We start from the raw sequence: 23,202 nt of genomic DNA, 5'->3' as shown, positions 1-23,202 counted from the left end.
GCAACGTTTGCCCGTGAAGGAGCGGCGTCCGGTGCGTGCTCTGGGGGTACCCCCTGCTCGAAGAGCTTGGGGGAGTGCCGGCCGGAAGTCCTCGTTCTGGACGTACTTGGGCTTTCGGCCGGTGCGGCGAGAGGGCGTGCCGGGCGTCGCGACGGGGTGAACGTTGCCCGTCGCGGCACTAGCCCCCAACTCCCCGGCCGGGGCAGGGAGTCGCCCCGACCGGGGCCCGGGGCGCCCCCGGCGCAAGCGCGGCGGCCCACACCGGGCGCGCCCCGGAACCCCACGAAACCGCCGCCGCCCCGGGGCGCAACGTCTCGACCGGAGCCCCGGCGACGGCAGCATCGCCGGGAGCCCCAGGGGTGACAAGCGGAAACCCCGGGGACGCAGCCATACGGCCGGGAGCCCCGGGGCGTGGCCACACAGTCAGAGGCTCGCCGCGCTCGCCGTCCGGTCGCCCCGGCCAGGCCTCCCGCACCGGCTGCGGTGGCCTGTCGCTAGTGCTGCGACCGGAGCCGAGCGGGCGGCGCCTGCCGGCCCGGCGAGCCGAGGTGGGCCGTACTTGCGCCCCGGGCGCGGGGTTCGGACGGGAAAGCCCCGGCCGAACCCCGCGCCCCAACGAACCGCTCACCGCGCGGCAGCGCTACGCGGCGGCCGGGATCTCCGGTGACGCGCCGTTCGTCGCGGGGGTCAGGGCCAGTTCCAGGACCTGGCGGACGTCGGTGACAGCGTGGACGTCGAGCTTGTCCAGCACCTCCGCCGGTACGTCGTCCAGGTCGGGCTCGTTCCGCTTGGGGATGACCACCGTCGTCACACCCGCGCGATGGGCGGCGAGCAGCTTCTGCTTGACGCCACCGATGGGCAGGACACGCCCGGTCAGCGAGACCTCGCCGGTCATCGCCACGTCCGTGCGGACCAGGCGGCCGGACAGGAGCGAGGCGAGCGCGGTCGTCATCGTGATGCCCGCGCTCGGACCGTCCTTCGGCACCGCGCCCGCCGGGAAGTGGATGTGCACACCCCGGTCCTTCAGATCGCCCACGGGCAGCTCCAGTTCCGCGCCGTGGCTGCGCAGGAAGCTCAGCGCGATCTGCGCGGACTCCTTCATCACGTCGCCCAGCTGACCGGTCAGGGTCAGCCCGGCCGCGCCCGTCTCCGGGTCCGCCAGGGACGCCTCGACGAAGAGGACGTCGCCGCCGGCCCCGGTCACCGCGAGGCCCGTCGCCACGCCCGGGACGGACGTACGTCGCTCGGCCGGGTCCTGGGCGGACTCCGGAACGTGGTGCGGACGGCCGATCAGCCCCCGCAGCTCACCGTCCGTGACGGTGAACGGCAGCTCCCGCTCGCCCAGTTCGTGCTGCGCCGCGATCTTGCGCAGCAGCCGTGCGATGGACCGCTCCAGGGTGCGCACACCCGCCTCGCGCGTGTACTCGCCGGCGAGCCTGCGCAGCGCGCCCTCCTCGATCGTCACCTCGTCCCGGCGCAGGCCCGTCCGCTCCAGCTGGCGCGGAAGCAGGTGGTCGCGCGCGATGACGACCTTCTCGTCCTCGGTGTAGCCGTCCAGGCGCACGATCTCCATCCGGTCGGCCAGCGCCTCCGGGATCGCCTCCAGGACGTTGGCCGTGGCCAGGAAGACAACGTCGGACAGGTCCAGCTCCACCTCCAGGTAGTGGTCCCGGAAGGTGTGGTTCTGCGCCGGGTCCAGGACTTCGAGCAGGGCCGCGGCCGGGTCCCCGCGGAAGTCGGAACCCACCTTGTCGATCTCGTCCAGCAGGACCACCGGGTTCATCGACCCGGCCTCCTTGACGGCGCGCACGATCCGCCCGGGCAGCGCGCCGACGTACGTACGCCGGTGGCCGCGGATCTCGGCCTCGTCGCGGACGCCGCCCAGGGCGACGCGCACGAACTTCCGTCCCATCGCGTGGGCGACGGACTCGCCGAGGCTGGTCTTTCCCACACCGGGCGGCCCGACGAGCGCGAGCACGGCACCGCCGCGCCGCCCGCCGATCACTCCCAGGCCCCGGTCGCCGCGCCGCTTGCGCACCGCCAGGTACTCGGTGATCCGCTCCTTCACGTCCTCCAGACCCGCGTGCTCGGCGTCCAGGACCGCCTTGGCGCCCTGGATGTCGTAGGCGGAAGCACTGTCATCGGTTCGCTCGTTCCACGGCATGTCGAGGATCGTGTCGAGCCAGGTGCGGATCCAGGAGCCCTCGGGGGACGCGTCGGAGGCGCGCTCCAGCTTGTCGACCTCCTTGAGCGCGGCCTCCCGGACCTTCTCGGGCAGGTCGGCGGCCTCGACGCGGGCGCGGTAGTCGTCGGACTCCTCGCCGTCGCTCTCGCCGTTCAGCTCGCGCAGCTCCTTGCGGACGGCCTCCAGCTGGCGCCGCAGCAGGAACTCGCGCTGCTGCTTGTCGACGCCCTCCTGGACGTCCTTGGCGATGGACTCGGCCACGTCCTGCTCGGCGAGGTGGTCGCGCAGCTGCTGGGTGGCGAGCTTGAGACGGGCCACAGGGTCGGCGGTCTCCAGCAGCTCGACCTTCTGCTCGGTGGTCAGGAAGGGCGAGTAGCCGGAGTTGTCGGCGAGCGCGGAGACGTCGTCGATGGCCTGCACGCGGTCGACCACCTGCCAAGCGCCGCGCTTGCGCAGCCAGGCGGTGGCGAGCGCCTTGTACTCCTTCACCAGTTCGGCGACCTGGCCGGGCAGCGGCTCGGGCAGGTTCTCCTCGATCCGGGTCCCCTCGACCCACAGCGCCGCGCCAGGACCGGTGGTCCCGGCGCCGATCCGCACACGTCCGCGACCGCGGATGAGCGCGCCCGGGTCACCGTCGGCCAGCCGGCCCACCTGCTCGACCGTGCCCAGCACACCGGTCCTGGCGTACGTCCCCTCGACCCGGGGCACCAGCAGCACCCTGGGCTTGCCGGGCTCGTCCCGCGCGGCGGCCTGCGCGGCCTCCACCGCGGCCCGTACCTCGGCGTCGCTCAGGTCGAGCGGAACCACCATCCCGGGCAGTACGACCTCGTCGTCGAGCGGCAGCACAGGCAGGGTGAGCGGTGTGAAGGCAGTGGACTCAGCAGCCATGATCTCCCCTTCGGCAGTCAAGTTGAGCTATGCCGACTCAATGCACGACGCCGGTCGATTGTTCCCCGGCATCTGTTCGCTCTGAGCGATCGGGCATCCACAAACAGCACACACAGGCAGAAAGGAAGGAGAAAGAAAGGAGACAAGGGATACAGAGGAGAGAAGGCAGGGAGCCTCAAGAGGCTCAGGCCGTCCCGGGCGCGGCACCCGCCTCCGCGAGGCGCATCCGCCGCCAGCGCCGTATCACCGGCCACGTCGCCACGCCGAGCCCCACCGCGATCAGATGGCCGCAGCTCGTCATCGGATCGTCGAACGCGACCAGGTCCTGGGCCAGCATGCCCACGAACACGGCGAGCAGGGGCCAGCGCAGCCAGGGCGTGAGCAGGCCGGCCAGGGCGCCGAGACTGGCCGCGACGCCGAAGCTGATGCCGTAGTCGAGGCGGTGCACCGAACTGCCCGGCAGGCGGCCCGCGAGCACCGCGAGCCCGACGGGGACCTCGGTGGCGAGGGTGGCCAGCACGTGCCCGAACAGGAACACGCCGGCGGTGCGCAGACCGCCTATCCGGCGTTCCAGCGCGGTGAGCACCAGCAGGAAGCACAGGGAGTACGCCGACACGACGCCGCCCGCGATCCACAGCGCGCTGGCCGGCAGCACCAGCAGGGGCGCCCGCACGAGGTGGGCGACATCCGTGCTGGAGCTCTGGTACAGGGCGTCCACCACCGCGGGATCGGCGTACCGGGCGACGAGCGAGGTGACGGCCAGCAGCGCCGCGTACCCGAAGGTGAAGGGGGTGCCGGTGAGGCTGGGCAGCAGCCGCCAGGGACGCAGACCGCGCAGCCCCCTGATTCCCGCGGCGGGCTGCGCCGAGCGGGCCGGTTCCGCGCGCCCGCCTCCCCGGACGGCGCCGCGCGCCCGCTGCTGCGGCATCCCGTACAGCGCCTGCGACACCTGCACCGGAACGCCGGCCACGGCCGCGTCCGCGCCCCCGTCCGCACCCTCGTCCACGGCGGCATCCGGAGCCAGGGGGCGACCCGACTGTGCCGGCGGGCCCGAGGGGCCGGCCGTCGCGGTCCGTTCCACGGTGCGGCACTCCTTCCGTCGCGCTCCACACTTCGTGTGCCGGGCGCCCCTGTCCATGACCGACGCCACCCTCGCAACAATTCTCAGCAACCTATTAGGTTCCCGGCGACCCCAACGACCCCAATCGACCCAGCGACCCCAGCGACCCCAGCGGCCCCGGCAACCCCGCAGACGGGCGAGGCCCGTGACGCGCTCGCACACGGGTGTCACCCCTAATTCATGTGGCCGTACGCGTCCGTTGGGGCAGGATGACCCCATGACCGGCTCGTACGACGCCCCCGAGGTGCTGGACCGCCGCGAGGGCCCCCACGGCGAGGTCGTGCTGCGCCGGCACGGGGCGCTGCTGCAGATCATCGCCAACGGCTGCTTCCTGATGGACACCTCCGACGGGCGTTCCGAGCGCCTCCTGGTCGACGCGGCGCTCACCGCGCTGCCGGAGCGGCGGGCACCGAGCGTCCTGATCGGCGGCCTCGGCGTCGGCTTCTCACTCGCGCACGCCGCGGCGGACCCGCACTGGGGACGGATCACCGTTGTCGAACGCGAACGCGCGATCATCGACTGGCACCGCGGCGGCCCCCTCGCCGAGCTGACCGCCGGCGCGCTGGCCGACCCGCGCACCGAGATCGTCGAAGGAGACCTGATCGCGTACGTCAATGAGACATCCGACACGTTCGACGCGCTGTGCCTGGACATCGACAACGGCCCCGACTGGACGGTCACCGAGGACAACCAGGAGCTGTACGGACAGGCCGGACTGACAAGCTGCGCAAGGGCGTTGAAGCCGGGCGGGGTACTCGCCGTGTGGTCCGCGAAGCCATCTGCGGAATTTGAAGGAACCTTGCGGAATGTCGGATTCCGACAGGTGCGCACCGAAGAGGTCCCCGTTGCCCGGGGCGTTCCGGACGTCGTGCATCTCGCGGTCCTACCTGGATAGCAAAGGTGTGGGGAGTCCCCGTACGCTGCTCCCTTGGCGCCGATCATTCAAGCGTCAATCGCAACTACGCGCAGTCAAGGAATCACCCCACTGATTCCGGAAAGCACACTCAGGGGCGGGCGATGGAGCAGACACACACCGCGCACAACGGCACGACGGCCACCCCGGGCGCCCAGCGCCGGGTCCTGGTGGTCGAGGACGACCCGACCATCATGGATGCCATCGCCACCCGCCTGCGCGCCGAGGGATTCCTCGTGCAGACCGCGGGCGACGGGCCGGCCGCCGTGGACACCGCCGAGGCCTGGCAGCCCGACCTGCTGATCCTCGACATCATGCTGCCCGGCTTCGACGGCCTGGAGGTCTGCCGCCGCGTGCAGGCCCAGCGCCCGGTGCCGGTGATGATGCTCACCGCACGCGACGACGAGACCGACATGCTGGTCGGCCTCGGGGTCGGCGCGGACGACTACATGACCAAGCCGTTCTCTATGCGGGAGCTGGCCGCACGCGTGCACGTGCTGCTGCGCCGCATGGAGCGGGCCGCGCTGGCCGCGGCGACCCCGCGCAGCGGCATCCTGCGCCTGGGCGAGCTGGAGATCGACCACGCGCAGCGCCGGGTGCGCGTGCGCGGCGAGGACGTCCACCTCACCCCGACCGAGTTCGACCTCCTGGTCTGCCTGGCGAACACCCCGCGCGCGGTGCTCTCGCGCGAGCAGCTGCTGGCGGAGGTGTGGGACTGGGCGGACGCCTCCGGCACCCGGACCGTGGACAGCCACATCAAGGCGCTGCGCCGGAAGATCGGCGCCGAGCGGATCCGCACGGTGCACGGCGTGGGCTACGCGCTGGAGACACCGACACCGTGAGCGACGGGCCGGCCGCACGGAGGGACCAGGGCGAGCCCTGGGGTGGCGTGCGCCCGTTCTCGATCAAGACCAAGCTGGGCGCGCTGGTCGTCATATCTGTGCTGATCACCACCGGTCTGCTGATGATCGCGGTGCGCACGGCGACCGAGCTGCGCTTCATCACGGTCTTCTCGATGATCGCCACACTGCTCATCACGCAGTTCGTGGCGCACTCGCTCACCGCGCCGCTGGACGAGATGAACACGGTGGCCCGCTCCATCTCGCACGGCGACTACACGCGCCGGGTGCGCGAGAACCGCCGGGACGAGCTGGGCGACCTGGCCCAGACGATCAACCGCATGGCCGACGAGCTGGCGGCCCAGGACCGCCAGCGCAAGGAGCTGGTGGCGAACGTCTCGCACGAGCTGCGCACGCCCATCGCGGGCCTGCGCGCGGTGCTGGAGAACATCGTCGACGGGGTCACCGAGGCCGACCCCGAGACCATGCGCACGGCGCTGAAGCAGACCGAGCGGCTCGGCCGGCTGGTGGAGACGCTGCTGGACCTGTCCCGCCTCGACAACGGCGTGGTGCCGCTGAAACTGCGCCGCTTCGAGGTGTGGCCCTACCTGTCGGGCGTGCTGAAGGAGGCCAACATGGTCGCCTCGGCCCGCGCGGGCATCGCCTCCGACTCCGGCAGCCACAGCCGTACGGACGTCCATCTGCACCTGGACGTCTTTCCGCCCGACCTGACCGCGCACGCCGACCCCGAGCGCATCCACCAGGTGGTCGCCAACCTGATCGACAACGCGGTCAAGCACAGCCCGCCGCACGGGCGCGTGACGGTGAAGGCGCGGCGCGGCCCGCAGCCTCAGTCGCTGGAGCTGGAGGTTCTGGACGAGGGGCCCGGCATCCCGCGCTCGGAGTGGCACCGCGTCTTCGAGCGCTTCAACCGGGGCTCGGTGAACCGGCCGCACGGCCCGGGCAGCGACGGCGGCACCGGACTCGGCCTGGCGATCGCCCGCTGGGCGGTGGATCTGCACGGCGGCCGGATCGGGGTGGCCGAATCCGAGCGGGGCTGCCGGATCCTCGTCACCCTTCCGGGCCTGCCCTCTTTGCCAAGTTGACGTAAAGTTCGATCACGAACCCCAAGATCCACGAGCATCCGCGCAGGCGGACACGTGTGATCAGGCCGGGGCCTGCATCCCACAGGGGTCAGGCCCGGGTCCCCCCTTCCCTGGCGCAGCGGAACTACGCTTGTTTCCCGCCATTTCAAGCCCCGAAACCCGGGTTTTGATGTGACTTACATGACGAAGGAGCGGCCCGACCTGACCTTCCCCCCTTCAGGGGCGTAGCCTTTATTCCCGCTGTCCATCATTCTTGTGAAGCGGAAGAGGGCGGTTGCCGCCGTGTCGCCACAGTCCCCCAGTAACTCGAGCATCTCGACCGACACCGACCAAGCCGGGAAGAACCCCGCGGCCGCGTTCGGTGCCAACGAGTGGCTCGTCGACGAGATCTATCAGCAGTACCTCCAGGACCCGAACTCCGTAGACCGCGCCTGGTGGGACTTCTTCGCCGACTACAGGCCCGGGGCCGCCGCCCCGCAGGCTCCGGCGGGTACCGCGGCCGCGGGGGCCGCGGAGACCACCACCACGGCTCAGGCGGCGCCCGCCGCCCCGGCTCGGCCCGCTCCGCAGGCCGCCGCCGCGCCGGTCGCTCCCGCGCAGCCCCCGGCCGCGCCCCGGCCCGCGGCAGCCGCTCCGGCTCCCGCGAAGCCCGCCGCTCAGGCCCCGGCGCCGGCGAAGCCCGCCGCCAAGGCCGAGCCCGCCGCAGAGGCACCCGGGGGTCCGGAGTTCGTCACGCTGCGTGGCCCCTCCGCCGCGGTCGCGAAGAACATGAACGCCTCGCTGGAGCTGCCCACGGCCACGTCCGTGCGCGCCGTCCCGGTGAAGCTGCTGTTCGACAACCGCATCGTCATCAACAACCACCTCAAGCGGGCCCGCGGCGGGAAGATCTCCTTCACGCACATCATCGGCTACGCGATGGTCCAGGCCATCAAGCAGATGCCGTCGATGAACTGGTCCTTCGCCCAGAAGGACGGCAAGCCCACCCTGGTCAAGCCGGACCACGTCAACCTCGGTCTGGCCATCGACCTGGTCAAGCCCAACGGCGACCGCCAGCTCGTCGTGGCCGCCATCAAGAAGGCCGAGACGCTGAACTTCTTCGAGTTCTGGCAGGCCTACGAGGACATCGTCCGTCGCGCCCGCGACAACAAGCTGACGATGGACGACTTCACCGGCGTCACCGTCTCCCTCACCAACCCCGGCGGTCTCGGCACGGTCCACTCCGTGCCGCGGCTGATGCCCGGCCAGTCGGTGATCATGGGCGTCGGCTCCATGGACTACCCGGCGGAGTTCCAGGGCACCTCCCAGGACACCCTGAACAAGCTCGGCATCTCCAAGGTCATGACGCTCACGTCGACCTACGACCACCGGGTGATCCAGGGCGCCGCCTCCGGCGAGTTCCTGCGCGCCGTCGCCAACCTGCTGCTCGGCGAGCACGACTTCTACGACGACATCTTCAAGTCGCTGCGCATCCCCTACGAGCCGGTCCGCTGGCTCAAGGACATCGACGCCTCGCACGACGACGACGTCACGAAGGCCGCCCGCGTCTTCGAGCTGATCCACTCCTACCGGGTCCGCGGCCACGTCATGGCCGACACCGACCCGCTGGAGTACCAGCAGCGCAAGCACCCCGACCTGGACATCACCGAGCACGGGCTCACCCTGTGGGACCTGGAGCGCGACTTCGCGGTCGGCGGCTTCGCCGGCAAGACGCTGATGAAGCTGCGCGACATCCTCGGCGTGCTGCGCGACTCGTACTGCCGCACGGTCGGCATCGAGTTCATGCACATCCAGGACCCCAGGCAGCGCAAGTGGATCCAGGACCGTGTGGAGCGCCCGCACTCCAAGCCGGAGCGCGAGGAGCAGCTGCGCGTCCTGCGCCGGCTGAACGCGGCCGAGGCCTTCGAGACCTTCCTGCAGACGAAGTACGTCGGCCAGAAGCGGTTCTCCCTGGAGGGCGGCGAGTCCGTCATCCCGCTGCTTGACGCGGTCATCGACTCGGCGGCCGAGTCCCGCCTGGACGAGGTCGTCATCGGCATGGCCCACCGCGGCCGCCTCAACGTCCTGGCCAACATCGTCGGCAAGTCGTACGCGCAGATCTTCCGCGAGTTCGAGGGCAACCTCGACCCGAAGTCGATGCACGGCTCCGGCGACGTGAAGTACCACCTGGGCGCCGAGGGCACCTTCACCGGCCTGGACGGCGAGCAGATCAACGTCTCGCTGGTGGCCAACCCCTCCCACCTGGAGGCGGTGGACCCGGTCCTGGAGGGCGTCTCCCGCGCCAAGCAGGACATCATCAACAAGGGCGGCACGGACTTCACGGTCCTGCCGGTGGCCATCCACGGCGACGCGGCCTTCGCGGGCCAGGGCGTGGTGGCCGAGACCCTGAACATGTCGCAGCTGCGCGGCTACCGCACCGGCGGCACGGTCCACATCGTCATCAACAACCAGGTCGGCTTCACGGCCGCCCCGGAGTCCTCGCGTTCGTCCATGTACGCGACGGACGTGGCGAGGATGATCGAGGCCCCGATCTTCCACGTGAACGGCGACGACCCGGAGGCCGTGGTCCGCGTGGCGCGGCTGGCCTTCGAGTTCCGCCAGGCGTTCAACAAGGACGTGGTGATCGACCTCATCTGCTACCGCCGCCGCGGTCACAACGAGTCGGACAACCCGGCCTTCACCCAGCCGCTGATGTACGACCTGATCGACAAGAAGCGCTCGGTGCGCAAGCTCTACACCGAGTCGCTGATCGGCCGGGGCGACATCACCCTGGAAGAGGCCGAGCAGGCGCTCCAGGACTACCAGGGCCAGCTGGAGAAGGTCTTCACCGAGGTCCGCGAGGCCACCTCCCAGCCGGCCTCGGGGGACGTCCAGGCGCCGCAGGACGGCTTCCCGGTCGCGGTGTCCACGGCCGTCTCCGCCGAGGTCGTCAAGCGCATCGCCGAGTCCCAGGTCAACATCCCCGACCACATCACCGTCCACCCGCGGCTGCTGCCGCAGCTCCAGCGCCGGGCGGCGATGGTCGAGGACGGCACGATCGACTGGGGCATGGGCGAGACCCTCGCCATCGGCTCGCTGCTCCTGGAGGGCGTCCCGGTCCGGCTGTCCGGCCAGGACTCCCGCCGCGGCACCTTCGGCCAGCGGCACGCGGTGATCATCGACCGTGAGACGGGCGAGGACTTCACCCCGCTGCTGTACCTGTCCGAGGACCAGGCCCGGTACAACGTCTACGACTCGCTGCTGTCCGAGTACGCGGCGATGGGCTTCGAATACGGCTACTCGCTGGCCCGCCCGGACGCGCTGGTGATGTGGGAGGCCCAGTTCGGCGACTTCACCAACGGCGCCCAGACGGTGGTGGACGAGTTCATCTCCTCCGCCGAGCAGAAGTGGGGCCAGACCTCCGGCGTCACCCTGCTCCTGCCGCACGGCTACGAGGGCCAGGGCCCGGACCACTCCTCCGCCCGCCCGGAGCGGTTCCTCCAGCTCTGCGCGCAGAACAACATGACGGTCGCGATGCCGACCCTGCCGTCGAGCTACTTCCACCTCCTGCGGTGGCAGGTGCACAACCCGCACCACAAGCCGCTGGTCGTCTTCACCCCGAAGTCGATGCTGCGCCTGAAGGCCGCGGCGTCGAAGGCGGAGGAGTTCACCACGGGCCAGTTCCGTCCGGTCATCGGCGACGCGTCGGTGGACCCGGCGGCCGTGAAGAAGGTCGTCTTCACCGCGGGCAAGGTCTACTACGACCTGGACGCCGAGCGCCGCAAGCGGGGCGTGACGGACGCTGCGGCTGCCGAGACGGCGATTATCCGCCTCGAGCGGCTGTACCCGCTGCCGGGTGCCGAGCTCCAGGCGGAGATCGCCAAGTACCCGAACGCGGAGAAGTACCTGTGGGCCCAGGAGGAGCCGGCGAACCAGGGTGCGTGGCCGTTCATCGCCCTGAACCTCATCGACCACCTGGACCTGGCGGTCGGCGCGGACATCCCGGCCGGCGAGCGCCTGCGCCGCATCTCCCGTCCGCACAGCTCCTCCCCGGCCGTCGGTTCCGCGAAGCGGCACCAGGCGGAGCAGGAGCAGCTCGTGCGCGAGGTGTTCGAGGCGTAACCGCTCCCGCGAGCCGTACCTGACCGGGCCGCACCCCCTGAACGGGGGTGCGGCCCGGCCATTTCGGCGCACCTATCCTTGACCACATGTACTTCACAGACCGTGGCATCGAAGAGCTGGAGAAGCGGCGGGGCGAGGAGGAGGTCACCTTCGAGTGGCTGGCCGAGCAGCTGCGGACCTTCGTCGACCTGAATCCGGACTTCGAGGTGCCGGTGGAGCGACTGGCGACGTGGCTGGCCCGGCTGGACGACGAGGACGACGAGTAGGGACCGACGTCCGTTCGGTGCGGGGCGCCCCCTTGGGGCGCCCTGTTCGCTTTTCAGGGGACCTGCCCCCGCCTCACCGGAACGAGTGTCTTGACTTCCCGTGAACGCGATATATCGTGGTTAGCAGGCGACGCGATATGGCGTGTCGCGTCCCGTCCGGGGAGGTCTGCACCATGTCCGAATGGTCCGTCGGTGAGCCCAGGAAGCTCACCTTCGACGAGCCGGTGACCGCACTCAACGTCCGCATCGTGCACGGAACGGTGAACGTCGTGGGTGCCGACGAGGGCCCGGCCCGCCTGGAGGTCTCGGAGATCGAGGGGCCGCCCCTGGTCGTCACCCAGCAGGGCGGGACGCTGACGGTGGCGTACGAGGACCTGCCCTGGAAGGGCTTCCTCAAGTGGCTGGACAGCACGGGCTGGCGGCGCAGCGCCGTGGTCTCCGTGGCCGTTCCGGCGAGCGCGCGCGTGGAGCTGGGCGTGGTCGGTGCCGGCGCGACGGTCTCGGGGATCGACGGACGCGCGGAGGTCAAGGGCGTCTCCGGGGACACCACCCTGGTGGGCCTGACGGGCCCGGTGCGCGCGGACACCGTGTCGGGGAACGTGGAGGCGCAGGCCCTCTCCGGTGATCTGCGGTTCAACTCGGTCTCGGGCGACCTGACGGTGGTCGACGGCGCCGGTCCCTCGGTCAAAGCGGACTCGGTGAGCGGGTCGATGATCGTCGACCTCGACCCGACGGGCGGCCCCACCGACGTGAGCCTGACCAGCGTCTCCGGCGAGATCGCCATCCGGCTCCCCCACCCGGCGGACGCTCAGGTGGACGCCAACACCGCGAGCGGGACGGTGTCCAACGCCTTCGAGGACCTCAAGGTCGGCGGCCAGTGGGGCGCCAAGCGGATCACCGGCCGCCTCGGAGCGGGCAACGGCCGGCTGAAGGCGACCACCGTCTCCGGCTCCATCGCGCTGCTGCGGCGCCCGCCGGCGGAGGACGGACCGTGGGAGGCGGAGCCGCGGGACGCCCGCCCGGCCGGGGATTCCAGCGGCGGTACCGGCAACGGCACGACCGACAAGAAGGTGCTCTGACATGCCTCCCGTCTTCGCCCACGGCCGCCTGCGCCTCTACCTGCTCAAGCTGCTCGACGAGGCCCCGCGCCACGGCTACGAGGTGATCCGGCTGCTGGAGGAGCGCTTCCAGGGCCTGTACGCCCCCTCGGCGGGCACGGTGTATCCGCGGCTGGCCAAGCTGGAGGCCGAGGGCTTGGTCACGCACACCACCGAGGGCGGCCGCAAGGTGTACGCGATCACGGACGCGGGCCGCGCCGAACTGGCCGACCGCAGTGGTGAACTGGCCGACCTGGAGCTGGAGATCCGCGAGTCCGTCGCCGAACTCGCCGCGGAGATCCGCGCCGATGTGCGCGGTGCCGCGGGCGATCTGCGGCGCGAGATGCGCGTGGCGGCGTCCCAGGCCCGGGAGGGCGCCGGGGAACACGGAGAGCACGGAGAGCACGTCAAGGCCGACGACAAGGAGTCCTGGCAGGCCGCCAAGGAGGAGATGCGGCGCGTCAAGCAGGAGTGGAAGGAGCAGGCGCGGCGCGCGAAGGAGGAGAGCCGCAGGGCGCGCGACGAGGCCCAGCGGGCCCGGCGGCAGGCCAAGGAGGCGCAGGAGCGGGCGCGGACTCAGGCTCAGGAGGAGTTGCAGCGCATCGCCAAGCGGGTCCAGGAGCAGGTGCAGGACCACTTCAACCGGGGCGACTGGCCCACGGGGGTGCGTGAGGGCCTGACCGAACTGGCCAAGGAGTTCGGCGACTTCGGCAAGGACTACGTCGGCCGCACCACGGCCCGCCCCGAGTACTCCACGACCCCGGAGGACTTCCCGGCCGACTATGAACCGGCCTGGGCGCACGAGGACATCACCGGCGACCCGGCCCGCGACCTGGACCGCCTGCTGGACCGCTTCCGCGACGACATCCGCGACACGGCCCGGGACAACGGCATCACCGCCGACCAGCTCCGTGAGACCCGCCGCCATCTGTCCACGGCGGCGGCCCATATCGCCTCGCTCCTGCACCGCCCGAAGGTCTGACGGCCGCCCGCCGGCCCACTCGGGCGGCCGCCCCTCGACTCAACCGGCCGCCCGTGCCTGTCCCCCGCCGTACAGCACGCGGGTCACCGACTCGTACGTCACGCCGTGGTCGGCCAGGGCCTCGGCGGGCACGCCCGGGCGGACGGTCAGGGCGAGCAGGATGTGCTCGTCGCCGATGTGCCGGTCGTGGTGGGCCACCGCCGAGCGCAGGGCCTTCTCGAGCGTGTCCTTGGCGCTCCGGCCGAAGGCGCGGCGGCCCGGCCAGGCACCCTTGCCCTGCCGGTCACCGGACATCGCCCCGACACCGTGCGCCTCCTCCACCCGGGAGACGATCTCGGAGACGTCGATGCCCAGGCCCGCGAGGGCGTCGGTGTCGGCCCGGGACAGGCCCGCGCGCCGCCGCGCGTCGTGCAGCGCCTGCCGCACGGGCTCCCCGCGCTCGTCGAGCCCCAGCGTCGCCAGCGCGAAGGCCCCACGGCTGCCCTCGCGGTCGAGCAGGGCGAGCAGCAGGTGCTCGGCGTCCACAGACTGCGCTCCCGCGTCCTCGGCGTACTCCACCGCACCCCGCACCACGGCCCGGGCGTCCTTCGTGAACCGTTCGAACATCACTGCCTCCCGTACTTCTTGTGCACGGCCTGCCTGCTCACTCCGAGCTCGGCGGCGATCTCCTGCCACGACCAGCCCTGGTTGCGCGCACTGCGCACCTGTACCGCCTCCAGCTGCTCGAGCAGCCGGCGCAGCGCGGCGACGGCCCGCAGTCCGACTCGGGGATCGCGGTCGCCGGCGCGCTCGGCGAGATCCGTTGCTTCGGTCATGCTGTCAACCTACATTGACACCTCGACAGCCGTCAACCATGGTTGACACATCCGGGGGTCGGAGACATCCGAGCGGCCGGAGACGCCTGGGGCGCGGGCAGACGAACGGCGGGCCCGGAAGACGCCCGGGCTCGCCGTTCGGAGAACAGGTGGCGAGAGTCAGGAGTTGGTGAGCACGACCTTGCCGAAGTGGCCGCCCGACTCCAGCCGCTCGAAGCCCTCGCGGGCCCGGTCGAGCGGCAGCACCTCGTCGATGACGGGACGGACCCCGGTGGCAGCGCAGAAGGACAGCAGGTCCTCCAGTTCGTCCTTGGTGCCCATGGTCGAGCCGACGACCTTCAGCTCCAGGAAGAAGATGCGGGTCAGCTCGGCGTGGGACGGCCGGTCGCCGCTCGTGGCCCCGGAGATGACGATCGCGCCGCCGGGCCGCAGCGACTTGACCGAATGCGACCAGGTGGCCGCGCCGACGGTCTCGATCACCGCGTCCACCCGCTGCGGCAGCCGCGCCCCCGGCTCCAGCGCCGCCACGGCGCCCAGCTCCACCGCGCGCCTGCGCTTGGCCTCGTCCCGGCTGGTGGCGAACACCCGCAGCCCGGCCGCCTTGCCGAGCACGATCGCGGCCGTGGCGACACCGCCGCCGGCTCCCTGGACGAGTACGGAGTCGCCGGGACGCACGCCCGCGTTGGTGAAGAGCATGCGGTACGCCGTGAGCCAGGCCGTGGGCAGGCAGGCGGCCTCCTCGAAGGAGAGTTCCTTGGGCTTGGGCAGGACGTTCCAGGTCGGCACGGCCACCTGTTCGGCGAAGGTGCCCTGGTAGCGCTCGGTGAGGATGGACCGGGGCTCCCCGGGCGCGACCCCGTACCCGCTCTGTCCGATCACGGAGTGCAGGACGACCTCGTTGCCGTCCTCGTCGACGCCGGCGGCGTCGCAGCCGAGGATCATGGGCAGCTTGTCCTCGGACAGCCCCACCCCCCTCAGCGACCAGAGGTCGTGGTGGTTCAGCGAGGCGGCCCTGACGTTGACCGTGCTCCAGCCGGGTCGGACCTCGGGGGCGGGGCGCTCCCCCGACTCCAGGCCGCTCAGCGGCTGGTCGCGGTCGATTCGGGCGGCGTAGACAGCGAACATGACCTTGACCATAGGGGCGCGCCCCGGCCGACGGAACCACGCGTCTCTGTGACGCTCACCCTCTTGCCACGCAGGAGAGCACCGGGCAGGAGGAGAAAAAGAAACGGCCCCGTCCTCGGGGGACGGGGCCGTTCGGGTCGGCTCAGCGACGCGCCACGCCTTCGGCACGGGCCGCGGCGGCCACCGCCGCGGTCACCGCCGGGGCCACCCGCTCGTCGAAGGGCGAGGGGATCACGTAGTCGGCGGCGAGGTCGTCCCCGACGACCCCGGCGAGCGCCTCGGCCGCCGCGATCTTCATTCCCTCGGTGATCCGGGACGCCCGCACCTGGAGCGCGCCCGCGAAGATGCCGGGGAAGGCCAGAACGTTGTTGATCTGGTTGGGGAAGTCCGAGCGTCCGGTCGCCACGACCGCCGCGTACTTGTGCGCGACCTCGGGGTGCACCTCGGGGTTCGGGTTGGCCATGGCGAACACGAACGCGCCCTCGGCCATCGACGCCACGGCCTTCTCCGGCACCGTGCCGCCGGAGACGCCGATGAAGACGTCGGCGCCGGCCAGCGCGTCCTCCAGGGAACCGCTGATGCCGGCCTTGTTGGTGAACTCGGCCACCTCGCGCTTGACCTGCGTCAGGTCCGTGCGGTCGGCCGACACCACGCCCTTGCGGTCGGCGACCGCGACATCGCCGATACCGGCCTCGATCAGCATCTTGGCGATGGCCACACCGGCCGCGCCCGCGCCCGAGATGACGGCCCGCAGGTCCCCGATCGCCCGCCCGCTCAGCCGGGCCGCGTTGCGCAGCGCCGCGAGGGTCACGACCGCCGTGCCGTGCTGGTCGTCGTGGAAGACCGGGATGTCCAGACGCTCCTGGAGCCTGCGCTCGATCTCGAAGCACCGGGGGGCCGAGATGTCCTCCAGGTTCACGCCACCGAAGGACGGCGCGAGGCGCACCACGGTCTCGACGATCTCGTCGACGTCGGTGCAGTTCAGCGCGATCGGCACCGCGTCCACGCCGCCGAACTGCTTGAACAGGATCGCCTTGCCCTCCATCACCGGGAGGGAGGCTTCGGGGCCGATGTCACCGAGCCCCAGTACGGCCGTGCCGTCGGTCACGACGGCGACCACGGACGACTTCCACGTGTAGTCGTGGACCAGCTCCGGCTGCTCCGCGATGGCGGAGCACACGCGCGCGACGCCGGGCGTGTACGCCAGGGACAGGTCGTCCTTGTCGCGGACGGGCACGGTGGCCTGCACGGCCATCTTGCCGCCGCGGTGCAGCGCGAAGGCCGGATCGAAGGAATCGAGCGGCTCAGCCCCGCCGTCCTGATCCGTACCGCTGTCGCTGCGAGGATTGACGATCTCCGCTGCCACTTCGTTTTACCCCTTAAAGTGTTCATGGTTTGAGGGTTGCCGCTCCTGGTGAGGAACGGGCGGGACCGCGCACGGACCGTGAGTGATGCCTTCGGTCCCCTACGCGACGGGCGCGCCGCACACGCGCTCTGAGCCCCGGATGAGGGGTGTAAAGAACCTTCTTACCGGACGACCGGCGTCAACGACGAGTCCATAACGTCAAGGTCACATGACGGAGGCGCGGCACTTGGCCCAATATGGGGACAACTCGTCGTCGATTGCCCGACAAAGCCGCAACTGCACTCAAACATCATGTCCCGGCGGACCGCATCCTGAGACAGGCCGAAGATCTTCCGGCCGAAAGAAGGCATTCCCGCAGATGGTCCGGCTTCGCCGAAGCCGCTCCGCGTGGTTCGGGGATCACCCGTTATCCGATTTTGACATGGCGACTCCCCTGATTGGCCCAGCCCCAATGGCAAGATGCGGTCAATCACACGAGGTCGCAACACCCGAAGGTGTGTGTTCTCGTCGCCCCGTCGGCAGCTCCATCCATCAGCCGGAGGAACCACAATGACCGCACGCTCCACCCGTCGTACGACCGCCGCGCACTCCCGGCTAGCTGCGGTCGGTGCGATCGTGGTCACCGGCGCCCTGATCCTCACCGGCTGCGGTGACCAGACCAAGGACAAGAAGGAGCCGTCGGGCAGCGGCTCGGCGAAGACGGCCCCGCTGGCCGACAAGCTCCCGGCCCAGATCCGCGAAAAGGGCACCATCAAGGTCGGCTCCGACATCGCGTACGCGCCGGTCGAGTTCAAGGACAAGTCCGGCAACATCGTCGGCCTCGACCCCGACGTCGCGGCCGCCCTGGGCAAGCAGCTCGGGGTGACCTTCGAGTTCGAGAACGGCACCTTCGACGCCCTGCTCACCGGTCTGCGGTCCAACCGCTACGACATCGCGATGTCGGCCATGACGGACAACAAGAGCCGTCAGGAGGGCATCGACCCGAGCACGGGCAAGAAGGTCGGCGAGGGCGTCGACTTCGTCGACTACCTGACGGCCGGTGTCTCGATCTACACCCGCAAGGGCGACACCAAGGGCATCAACAGCTGGTCCGACCTGTGCGGGAAGAAGATCGCGCTGGAGCGCGGCACCGTCTCGGAGGACCTCGCGAAGGCCGAGGCGAAGAAGTGCCCGGCCAACAAGAAGCTCACCATCGAGCCGTTCGACGACGACCAGCAGGCCCAGACCCGTCTGCGCTCGGGCGGCGCGGACGCGGTCTCCTCCGACTTCCCGGTCGCCGCGTACGCGGTGAAGACCTCCGGCGGCGGCAACGACTTCGAGGTCGTCGGCCCGCAGGTCCAGGCGGCCCCGTACGGCATCGCCGTCAGCAAGTCGAACACCCAGCTGCGCGACGCGCTCCAGGCCGCGGTGAACGCGATCATCCAGAACGGCGAGTACGAGAAGATCCTGGAGAAGTGGGGCGCCCAGGACGGTGCCGTGAAGGAATCCGTCATCAATGGCGGCAAGTGACCGCGCCGAGCAGCCGCTGAGAGGCGACACCCGTGACTGCTGACATCGACAAGACGGCGGGGACCAAGGACACACCCCCGGCCGGACCGCAGGCCATCAGGGCCATTCCGGTCCGGCACTACGGGCGGTACCTCACCGCCGCCGTCGCGATCGCGATTCTGGTCGCGATCATCTACGCGTTCGGCCAGGGCAAGATCAACTGGCACGCGGTTCCGGACTACTTCTTCGACGACCGGATCATCACCGGCGTCGGCAAGACCCTCCTGCTGACGGTCCTGTCGATGGTGATCGGCATCGTCGGCGGCATCATCCTGGCGGTGATGCGCCTGTCGAAGAACCCGGTGACCTCGTCCATCGCCTGGTTCTACATCTGGTTCTTCCGCGGCACCCCGGTCCTGGTCCAGCTGTTCCTGTGGTTCAACCTGGGCCTGGTCTTCGAGTACATCAACCTGATGCCGTTCTACAAGGACTACTGGTCGAACTTCATGACGCCGCTCCTGACGGCGCTGCTCGGCCTGGGTCTGAACGAGGCGGCGTACATGGCGGAGATCTGCCGCGCCGGTCTGCTCGCCGTCGACGAGGGCCAGACGGAGGCCGCCCACGCGCTGGGCATGAGCCACTCCAAGACCCTGCGCCGGATCGTCATCCCGCAGGCCATGCGGGTGATCGTGCCGCCGACCGGCAACGAGGTCATCAACATGCTGAAGACGACCTCGCTCGTGGCGGCCGTCCAGTTCTCGGAGTTGTTCCGCTACGCCCAGGACATCGGCCAGGTCTCCGGCGCCCCGGTGGAGATGTACTTCCTCGCCGCCGCCTGGTACCTGATCATGACCTCGGTGCTGAGCGTCGGCCAGTACTACATCGAGCGGTACTACGCCCGCGGCTCCAGCCGCAGCCTGCCGCCGACGCCGTGGCAGAAGGTCAGGGCACACCTGACGTCCTTCTCCAGCAGGAAGGTCACGGCATGACCGACAAGCTCACCAAGCAGGACACCACCGTGCGCGACGCCGGCGTCGCGATGGTGAAGGCCGAGGGCGTCCACAAGTCCTTCGGCCAGGTGGAGGTGCTCAAGGGCATCGACCTGGAGGTCAGGCCCGGCGAGGTGTTCTGCCTCATCGGCCCCTCCGGCTCCGGCAAGTCGACGTTCCTGCGCTGCATCAACCATCTGGAGAAGGTCAACGCGGGCCGGCTGTACGTCGACGGCGAGCTCGTCGGCTACCGCCAGCAGGGCGACAAGCTGTACGAGCTGCGCGACCGCGAGGTCGCCTTGAAGCGCCGGGACATCGGCATGGTCTTCCAGCGCTTCAACCTGTTCCCGCACATGACCGCCCTGGAGAACGTCATCGAGGCGCCGGTCCAGGTCAAGGGCGTGAACAAGAGCGAGGCCAGGGACCGGGCCGTGCAGCTGCTGGAGCGCGTGGGCCTGGCCGACCGCGCGGGGCACTACCCCTCGCAGCTCTCCGGCGGCCAGCAGCAGCGGGTGGCGATCGCCCGCGCCCTGGCCATGGACCCCAAGCTCATGCTGTTCGACGAGCCGACCTCGGCGCTCGACCCGGAGCTGGTCGGTGACGTCCTCGACGTCATGCGCGACCTCGCCGAGTCCGGCATGACGATGGTCGTCGTCACCCACGAGATGGGCTTCGCCCGCGAGGTGGGCGACAGCCTGGTCTTCATGGACGAGGGCGTGGTGGTGGAATCCGGCCATCCGCGCGAGGTCCTGACGAACCCGCAGCACGAGCGCACGCAGTCGTTCCTGTCGAAGGTGCTGTAGCAGGGCAGGCACGAGAACGGACGAGGGGCGGTACGGGATGGATCCCGTACCGCCCCTCCCGCGTGCGATGCGCGGGAGCCCTACTTGAGGGCGAGCAGCAGCGTGTCCGACGGCGAGCACCACACCGGGCGGGCCTCCGTGAAGCCCTGGTCGCGCAGTACGCGCGCGTGCCAGGCGGCGGACGGCATGTGCCCGTCGGCGTGCTCGCCGTAGATCTCGAAGCGGCGGGCCGTCGGTTCGGCCAGGACCGGGTCCTTGGCGGCCAGCTGCCACCACTCGGCCCAGTCCAGGGCGCCGGCCCGCTTGGCCTGTTCCATGCGCGCGTGCCGCTGGGCGCGTTCGGCCGCGTTGATCCTGGGAGTGGTCTCGTCGATCATGTGGTCCGCGTTCATGAAGACACCACCGTCGCGGACGAGTTCCGCGACCCGGCCGTAGAGGGCGGCGAGAGGTTCGCTGTGCAGCCAGTGCAGGGCCGTGGCGGTCAGGACGGCGTCGTAGGAGTCGTACGGCAGCCTCGCCGGCCAGTCGGGGTCCTTGAGGTCCGCGGTCACGAAGGAGACCCGGTCGTCGCCGTCGAAGGAGCCGCGCGCGATGGCGAGCAGCGCCGGGTCGAGGTCGACGCCGGTGCTGGTGGCCCCGGGGAAGCGGGCGAGCAGCCGGGCGGTGATGCTGCCGGTGCCGCAGGCGAGGTCCAGGACGCGCGGGGCGGTGCCGACGAGCGCCTCGACCATGTCGAGCATGATGCGGAAGCGTTCCTCGCGGTCGGGCATGTACCACTCCTGCTGGCGGTCCCAGCTCTCCTGCCAGGCGGCCCAGTCGGCCCCCTCCGCGGTGATGCCCGTCCTCGTGTCCGTCATCGCAGCCCTCCCTGCCCACGTCACGTAATACCCTTGAAGGCCAGCCGGCTGTTACCCGACCGCTCCCTCGACCATAGAGCGCCTCCGTAAGGACTACAAGTGGAACTGGCCTATTACTCGGATTACGCCGTACGGCTCGTCAACAGCGAGGAACCGGCCCGGGGCAAGGACACTCTGACCTCGGTCGACGCGATCCGGGACCTGTTCGGCGCCAACTCCTCGGCGGCCCGCCGCGCCACCGACGCCGATGTCACGCGCTTCCGCTCGGTGCGGGGCCGGCTGCGCTCGGTCTTCGAGGCGGCCGACCAGGGCGACGAGACGCTCGCGGTGGCCCTGCTGAACTCCCTGCTGCTGGAGTTCCCGGTGAGCCCGCAGATCTCGGGACACGACCACCGGGACGACGACGGCCGCCCGCTGTGGCACATGCACCTGGCGGACCACCCGTCCAACGCGACCGCCGGCTACGCGGCGATAGCGGCGATGGGGCTGGCCTTCCACCTCACGGAGTACGGCGTCGACCGCCTCGGCCTGTGCGAGGCCGCGCCGTGCCGCAACGCCTACCTGGACACCTCCACCAACCGCTCGCGCCGCTACTGCTCCGACCGCTGCGCGACCCGCGCGAACGTCGCCGCCTACCGAGCCCGCAAGCGCCTGGAGGCCGACCGGTCGGTGAACACGGGCCGGGCCGCCGACAGCGCCCAGCGCACCAGCGCCAGCGGCGAGCGCTGAGCACGTCTGCGCGGCCGGTAGCGGAACCGCACCCTGCCCAGGACCAGATCCTCGGGCACGGCCCCGTAGTCGGTGCTGTCCCCGCCCGCGTACGCGTTGTCGCCCAGCACCCACCAGCCGCTGTCGCGCCGCTCCGAGGCGCGCTTGACGACCAGCAGGTCCTGCTGGAACGGATGCCGCAGGACCACCACGTCACCGGGCCGGATCCGGGCGCCGTACTGCACCACGAGCCGGTCCCCGTGATGCAGCGTGGGCACCATGGACGGCCCGGTCACCTCGGCCAGCCCGAAGGGCAGTACGGCGCCCCTGCGCTCGGTCTCCTGCGACAGCTCCGGCATCCCCGGCACCTCCCCGGTCACGTTCCTCCACCAGTCTCAGTCTCACCCCGGACTTTTGTCCTAAGCCCTAGGGGGCACTCGCGAAAACACACCTGGCAGGGAGTAATGTCCCACCTGAGAAGACGATCACGAGGAAGGATGGCTCCATGCTTTCCCGCCTGTTTGCCCCCAAGGTCAAGGTCAGCGCGCACTGCGACCTTCCCTGCGGTGTGTACGACCCGGCCCAGGCCCGCATCGAGGCGGAGTCGGTGAAGGCCGTCCAGGAGAAGATGGCCGCGAACGACGACCCGCACTTCCAGACGCGTGCCACTGTCATCAAGGAGCAGCGCGCCGAACTGGCCAAGCACCACGTCTCCGTGCTGTGGAGCGACTACTTCAAGCCCCCGCACTTCGAGAAGTACCCGGAGCTCCACCAGCTGGTCAACGACACGCTGAAGGCCCTCTCCGCCGCCAAGGCCTCGACCGACCCGGCCACGGGCCAGAAGGCGCTGGACTACATCGCCCAAATCGACAAGATCTTCTGGGAGACCAAGAAGGCCTGACCTTCGATCACGTTTTCCGACCCGCGGTCTCCTCGACCGCTCGGTCACCCGGTCCGCACCCGGCCCGCAGACCGCCGAACACGGCGTCCATGCGGCCCGGGTGCGGTCTTTTTCTCCCGCCCACGTGGCCGGCGGCCGGCGTGGCATGCTGGCGGAGTGACGCCCGAGGACCTGGTGCGGCTGCGGCGGGCCCGTGACCGTATGGACCGTGAGTACGCCGAGCCGCTGGACGTGGCCGCGCTCGCGCGGACCGCGCTGATGTCGCCGGGGCACTTCCAGCGCAGTTTCCGGGCCGAGTACGGGGAAACGCCGTACGGGTACCTGATGACGCGGCGTATCGAGCGGGCGAAGGCGCTGCTCAGGCAGGGGGACATGAGCGTGACGGAGGTGTGCCTGGCGGTGGGCTGTACGTCGCTGGGATCCTTCAGCTCGCGGTTCACCGAAATCGTCGGCGAGACCCCGAGCGCCTACCGGGCGCGGTCGCACGACGACGGGGCCGTGATCCCGGCCTGCGTGGTCCGGACCTTCACCCGCCCCAGGCGAGCGGGACCGCCACCCGCGCCCTAGTGCTGCGACCGGAAAGGTTCACCGGCTCGCGACGCCCGGCACGGCACTCCCCCAGCCTTCGGCCGGGGGTACCCCCACGCCGCGTTGTC

At 70.6% G+C, this 23,202-nt stretch carries 21 protein-coding genes; 13 read left to right on the top strand and 8 right to left on the bottom strand.

Features of this window, described 5'->3' with window-relative positions; all coding sequences use genetic code 11:
* Window positions 1–640: 640 nt before the first annotated feature.
* Window positions 641–3,073: an endopeptidase La gene (gene lon / locus ACWEK3_RS39315; protein ID WP_453251951.1), complete on the bottom strand. Its 2,433-nt coding sequence runs from the start codon at window positions 3,071–3,073 to the stop codon at window positions 641–643.
* Window positions 3,074–3,257: 184 nt separating this feature from the next.
* Window positions 3,258–4,154 (bottom strand): rhomboid-like protein, encoded by an 897-nt coding sequence (locus ACWEK3_RS39310; RefSeq protein ID WP_453251950.1) that lies wholly within the window; start codon window positions 4,152–4,154, stop codon window positions 3,258–3,260.
* 256 nt (window positions 4,155–4,410) lie between these two features.
* Here ACWEK3_RS39310 and ACWEK3_RS39305 point away from each other — a divergent pair, with 256 nt between their 5' ends.
* The 7 genes from ACWEK3_RS39305 (at window position 4,411) to ACWEK3_RS39275 (ending at window position 13,494) form a co-directional block, all read left to right on the top strand.
* Window positions 4,411–5,088 carry a spermine/spermidine synthase domain-containing protein gene (locus ACWEK3_RS39305; RefSeq protein WP_365431038.1) on the top strand — a complete coding sequence of 226 codons (678 nt, stop codon included), beginning with the start codon at window positions 4,411–4,413 and terminating at the stop codon, window positions 5,086–5,088.
* 122 nt (window positions 5,089–5,210) lie between these two features.
* Window positions 5,211–5,948: a response regulator transcription factor gene (locus tag ACWEK3_RS39300; RefSeq protein ID WP_361414557.1), complete on the top strand. Its 738-nt coding sequence runs from the start codon at window positions 5,211–5,213 to the stop codon at window positions 5,946–5,948.
* On the top strand, window positions 5,945–7,051 hold the full coding sequence (locus ACWEK3_RS39295; protein WP_390875825.1) for a HAMP domain-containing sensor histidine kinase: 1,107 nt from the start codon (window positions 5,945–5,947) through the stop codon (window positions 7,049–7,051). Before ACWEK3_RS39300 ends, ACWEK3_RS39295 begins: the two co-directional genes overlap by 4 nt.
* A gap of 282 nt (window positions 7,052–7,333) precedes the next feature.
* Window positions 7,334–11,149 (top strand): multifunctional oxoglutarate decarboxylase/oxoglutarate dehydrogenase thiamine pyrophosphate-binding subunit/dihydrolipoyllysine-residue succinyltransferase subunit, encoded by a 3,816-nt coding sequence (locus ACWEK3_RS39290; RefSeq protein WP_453251949.1) that lies wholly within the window; start codon window positions 7,334–7,336, stop codon window positions 11,147–11,149.
* Between the two features lie 86 nt (window positions 11,150–11,235).
* On the top strand, window positions 11,236–11,415 hold the full coding sequence (locus ACWEK3_RS39285) for a DUF6104 family protein (protein ID WP_003992906.1): 180 nt from the start codon (window positions 11,236–11,238) through the stop codon (window positions 11,413–11,415).
* Between the two features lie 173 nt (window positions 11,416–11,588).
* Complete coding sequence (locus ACWEK3_RS39280; RefSeq protein ID WP_453251948.1) at window positions 11,589–12,494, top strand: DUF4097 family beta strand repeat-containing protein; 906 nt, start codon at window positions 11,589–11,591, stop codon at window positions 12,492–12,494.
* 1 nt (window position 12,495) lies between these two features.
* Entirely contained in the window at window positions 12,496–13,494 is a 999-nt protein-coding gene (locus ACWEK3_RS39275; RefSeq protein ID WP_453251947.1) for a helix-turn-helix transcriptional regulator, read from the top strand.
* Window positions 13,495–13,533: 39 nt separating this feature from the next.
* On the opposite strand, the gene ACWEK3_RS39270 is transcribed toward ACWEK3_RS39275, so the two are convergent.
* The 4 genes from ACWEK3_RS39270 to ACWEK3_RS39255 all read right to left on the bottom strand — a co-directional run bounded on the left by ACWEK3_RS39270 (window position 13,534) and on the right by ACWEK3_RS39255 (window position 16,800).
* The gene (locus ACWEK3_RS39270; RefSeq protein WP_450539277.1) at window positions 13,534–14,100 is read right to left on the bottom strand and encodes a Clp protease N-terminal domain-containing protein; all 567 of its coding nucleotides are present in this window, start codon (window positions 14,098–14,100) and stop codon (window positions 13,534–13,536) included.
* Window positions 14,100–14,309 (bottom strand): helix-turn-helix domain-containing protein, encoded by a 210-nt coding sequence (locus tag ACWEK3_RS39265; protein WP_018571396.1) that lies wholly within the window; start codon window positions 14,307–14,309, stop codon window positions 14,100–14,102. The genes ACWEK3_RS39270 and ACWEK3_RS39265 overlap by 1 nt, the downstream gene beginning before the upstream one ends.
* Window positions 14,310–14,468: 159 nt before the next feature.
* Window positions 14,469–15,434, bottom strand: a complete 966-nt coding sequence (locus tag ACWEK3_RS39260; protein ID WP_453251946.1) for a zinc-binding dehydrogenase — start codon at window positions 15,432–15,434, stop codon at window positions 14,469–14,471.
* A gap of 142 nt (window positions 15,435–15,576) precedes the next feature.
* Window positions 15,577–16,800, bottom strand: coding sequence for an NAD(P)-dependent malic enzyme (locus ACWEK3_RS39255; protein WP_450539274.1), 1,224 nt, complete (start codon window positions 16,798–16,800; stop codon window positions 15,577–15,579).
* Window positions 16,801–17,349: 549 nt separating this feature from the next.
* Here ACWEK3_RS39255 and ACWEK3_RS39250 point away from each other — a divergent pair.
* From ACWEK3_RS39250 to ACWEK3_RS39240, 3 genes are read left to right on the top strand one after another with little or no spacing between them, the layout of a single operon-like run.
* On the top strand, window positions 17,350–18,309 hold the full coding sequence (locus ACWEK3_RS39250; RefSeq protein WP_450539273.1) for an ABC transporter substrate-binding protein: 960 nt from the start codon (window positions 17,350–17,352) through the stop codon (window positions 18,307–18,309).
* Between the two features lie 32 nt (window positions 18,310–18,341).
* A complete protein-coding gene (locus ACWEK3_RS39245; RefSeq protein WP_390875831.1) occupies window positions 18,342–19,277 on the top strand; it encodes an amino acid ABC transporter permease in 936 nt (311 codons plus the stop codon).
* A gap of 50 nt (window positions 19,278–19,327) precedes the next feature.
* Window positions 19,328–20,080 carry an amino acid ABC transporter ATP-binding protein gene (locus ACWEK3_RS39240; RefSeq protein ID WP_361414620.1) on the top strand — a complete coding sequence of 251 codons (753 nt, stop codon included), beginning with the start codon at window positions 19,328–19,330 and terminating at the stop codon, window positions 20,078–20,080.
* Window positions 20,081–20,160: 80 nt separating this feature from the next.
* Here the strand turns inward: ACWEK3_RS39240 and ACWEK3_RS39235 are convergent, their stop codons facing one another.
* Window positions 20,161–20,937: a class I SAM-dependent methyltransferase gene (locus ACWEK3_RS39235; RefSeq protein ID WP_453251945.1), complete on the bottom strand. Its 777-nt coding sequence runs from the start codon at window positions 20,935–20,937 to the stop codon at window positions 20,161–20,163.
* 99 nt (window positions 20,938–21,036) lie between these two features.
* Between ACWEK3_RS39235 and ACWEK3_RS39230 the strand changes: the two genes are divergently transcribed.
* Window positions 21,037–21,666, top strand: coding sequence for a CGNR zinc finger domain-containing protein (locus ACWEK3_RS39230; protein WP_361414535.1), 630 nt, complete (start codon window positions 21,037–21,039; stop codon window positions 21,664–21,666).
* Here ACWEK3_RS39230 and sodX read toward each other — a convergent pair.
* The gene (gene sodX / locus ACWEK3_RS39225; RefSeq protein WP_361414533.1) at window positions 21,570–22,004 is read right to left on the bottom strand and encodes a nickel-type superoxide dismutase maturation protease; all 435 of its coding nucleotides are present in this window, start codon (window positions 22,002–22,004) and stop codon (window positions 21,570–21,572) included. The genes ACWEK3_RS39230 and sodX overlap by 97 nt on opposite strands.
* Before the next feature lie 146 nt (window positions 22,005–22,150).
* Here sodX and sodN point away from each other — a divergent pair, with 146 nt between their 5' ends.
* Window positions 22,151–22,546 carry a superoxide dismutase, Ni gene (sodN, locus tag ACWEK3_RS39220; protein ID WP_069765939.1) on the top strand — a complete coding sequence of 132 codons (396 nt, stop codon included), beginning with the start codon at window positions 22,151–22,153 and terminating at the stop codon, window positions 22,544–22,546.
* A 156-nt stretch (window positions 22,547–22,702) separates the two neighbouring features.
* Window positions 22,703–23,113 carry a helix-turn-helix transcriptional regulator gene (locus ACWEK3_RS39215; RefSeq protein ID WP_450539268.1) on the top strand — a complete coding sequence of 137 codons (411 nt, stop codon included), beginning with the start codon at window positions 22,703–22,705 and terminating at the stop codon, window positions 23,111–23,113.
* Window positions 23,114–23,202: the final 89 nt, after the last annotated feature.

The organism is Streptomyces sp. NPDC004721, assembly GCF_053601495.1.
This window is presented reverse-complemented; position numbering and strand designations above follow the sequence as displayed.

Excerpts from the sequence above, each read along its gene's own strand:
- sodN (WP_069765939.1), top strand. The coding sequence starts at position 22,151 with ATGCTTTCCCGCCTGTTTGCCCCCAAGGTCAAGGTCAGCGCGCACTGC.
- ACWEK3_RS39300 (WP_361414557.1), top strand. The coding sequence starts at position 5,211 with ATGGAGCAGACACACACCGCGCACAACGGCACGACGGCCACCCCGGGC.
- ACWEK3_RS39305 (WP_365431038.1), top strand. The coding sequence starts at position 4,411 with ATGACCGGCTCGTACGACGCCCCCGAGGTGCTGGACCGCCGCGAGGGC.
- ACWEK3_RS39275 (WP_453251947.1), top strand. The coding sequence starts at position 12,496 with ATGCCTCCCGTCTTCGCCCACGGCCGCCTGCGCCTCTACCTGCTCAAG.
- ACWEK3_RS39240 (WP_361414620.1), top strand. The coding sequence starts at position 19,328 with ATGGTGAAGGCCGAGGGCGTCCACAAGTCCTTCGGCCAGGTGGAGGTG.
- sodX (WP_361414533.1), bottom strand. The coding sequence starts at position 22,004 with ATGCCGGAGCTGTCGCAGGAGACCGAGCGCAGGGGCGCCGTACTGCCC.
- lon (WP_453251951.1), bottom strand. The coding sequence starts at position 3,073 with ATGGCTGCTGAGTCCACTGCCTTCACACCGCTCACCCTGCCTGTGCTG.
- ACWEK3_RS39260 (WP_453251946.1), bottom strand. The coding sequence starts at position 15,434 with ATGTTCGCTGTCTACGCCGCCCGAATCGACCGCGACCAGCCGCTGAGC.
- ACWEK3_RS39270 (WP_450539277.1), bottom strand. The coding sequence starts at position 14,100 with ATGTTCGAACGGTTCACGAAGGACGCCCGGGCCGTGGTGCGGGGTGCG.
- ACWEK3_RS39265 (WP_018571396.1), bottom strand. The coding sequence starts at position 14,309 with ATGACCGAAGCAACGGATCTCGCCGAGCGCGCCGGCGACCGCGATCCC.
- ACWEK3_RS39285 (WP_003992906.1), top strand. The coding sequence starts at position 11,236 with ATGTACTTCACAGACCGTGGCATCGAAGAGCTGGAGAAGCGGCGGGGC.
- ACWEK3_RS39280 (WP_453251948.1), top strand. The coding sequence starts at position 11,589 with ATGTCCGAATGGTCCGTCGGTGAGCCCAGGAAGCTCACCTTCGACGAG.
- ACWEK3_RS39250 (WP_450539273.1), top strand. The coding sequence starts at position 17,350 with ATGACCGCACGCTCCACCCGTCGTACGACCGCCGCGCACTCCCGGCTA.
- ACWEK3_RS39235 (WP_453251945.1), bottom strand. The coding sequence starts at position 20,937 with ATGACGGACACGAGGACGGGCATCACCGCGGAGGGGGCCGACTGGGCC.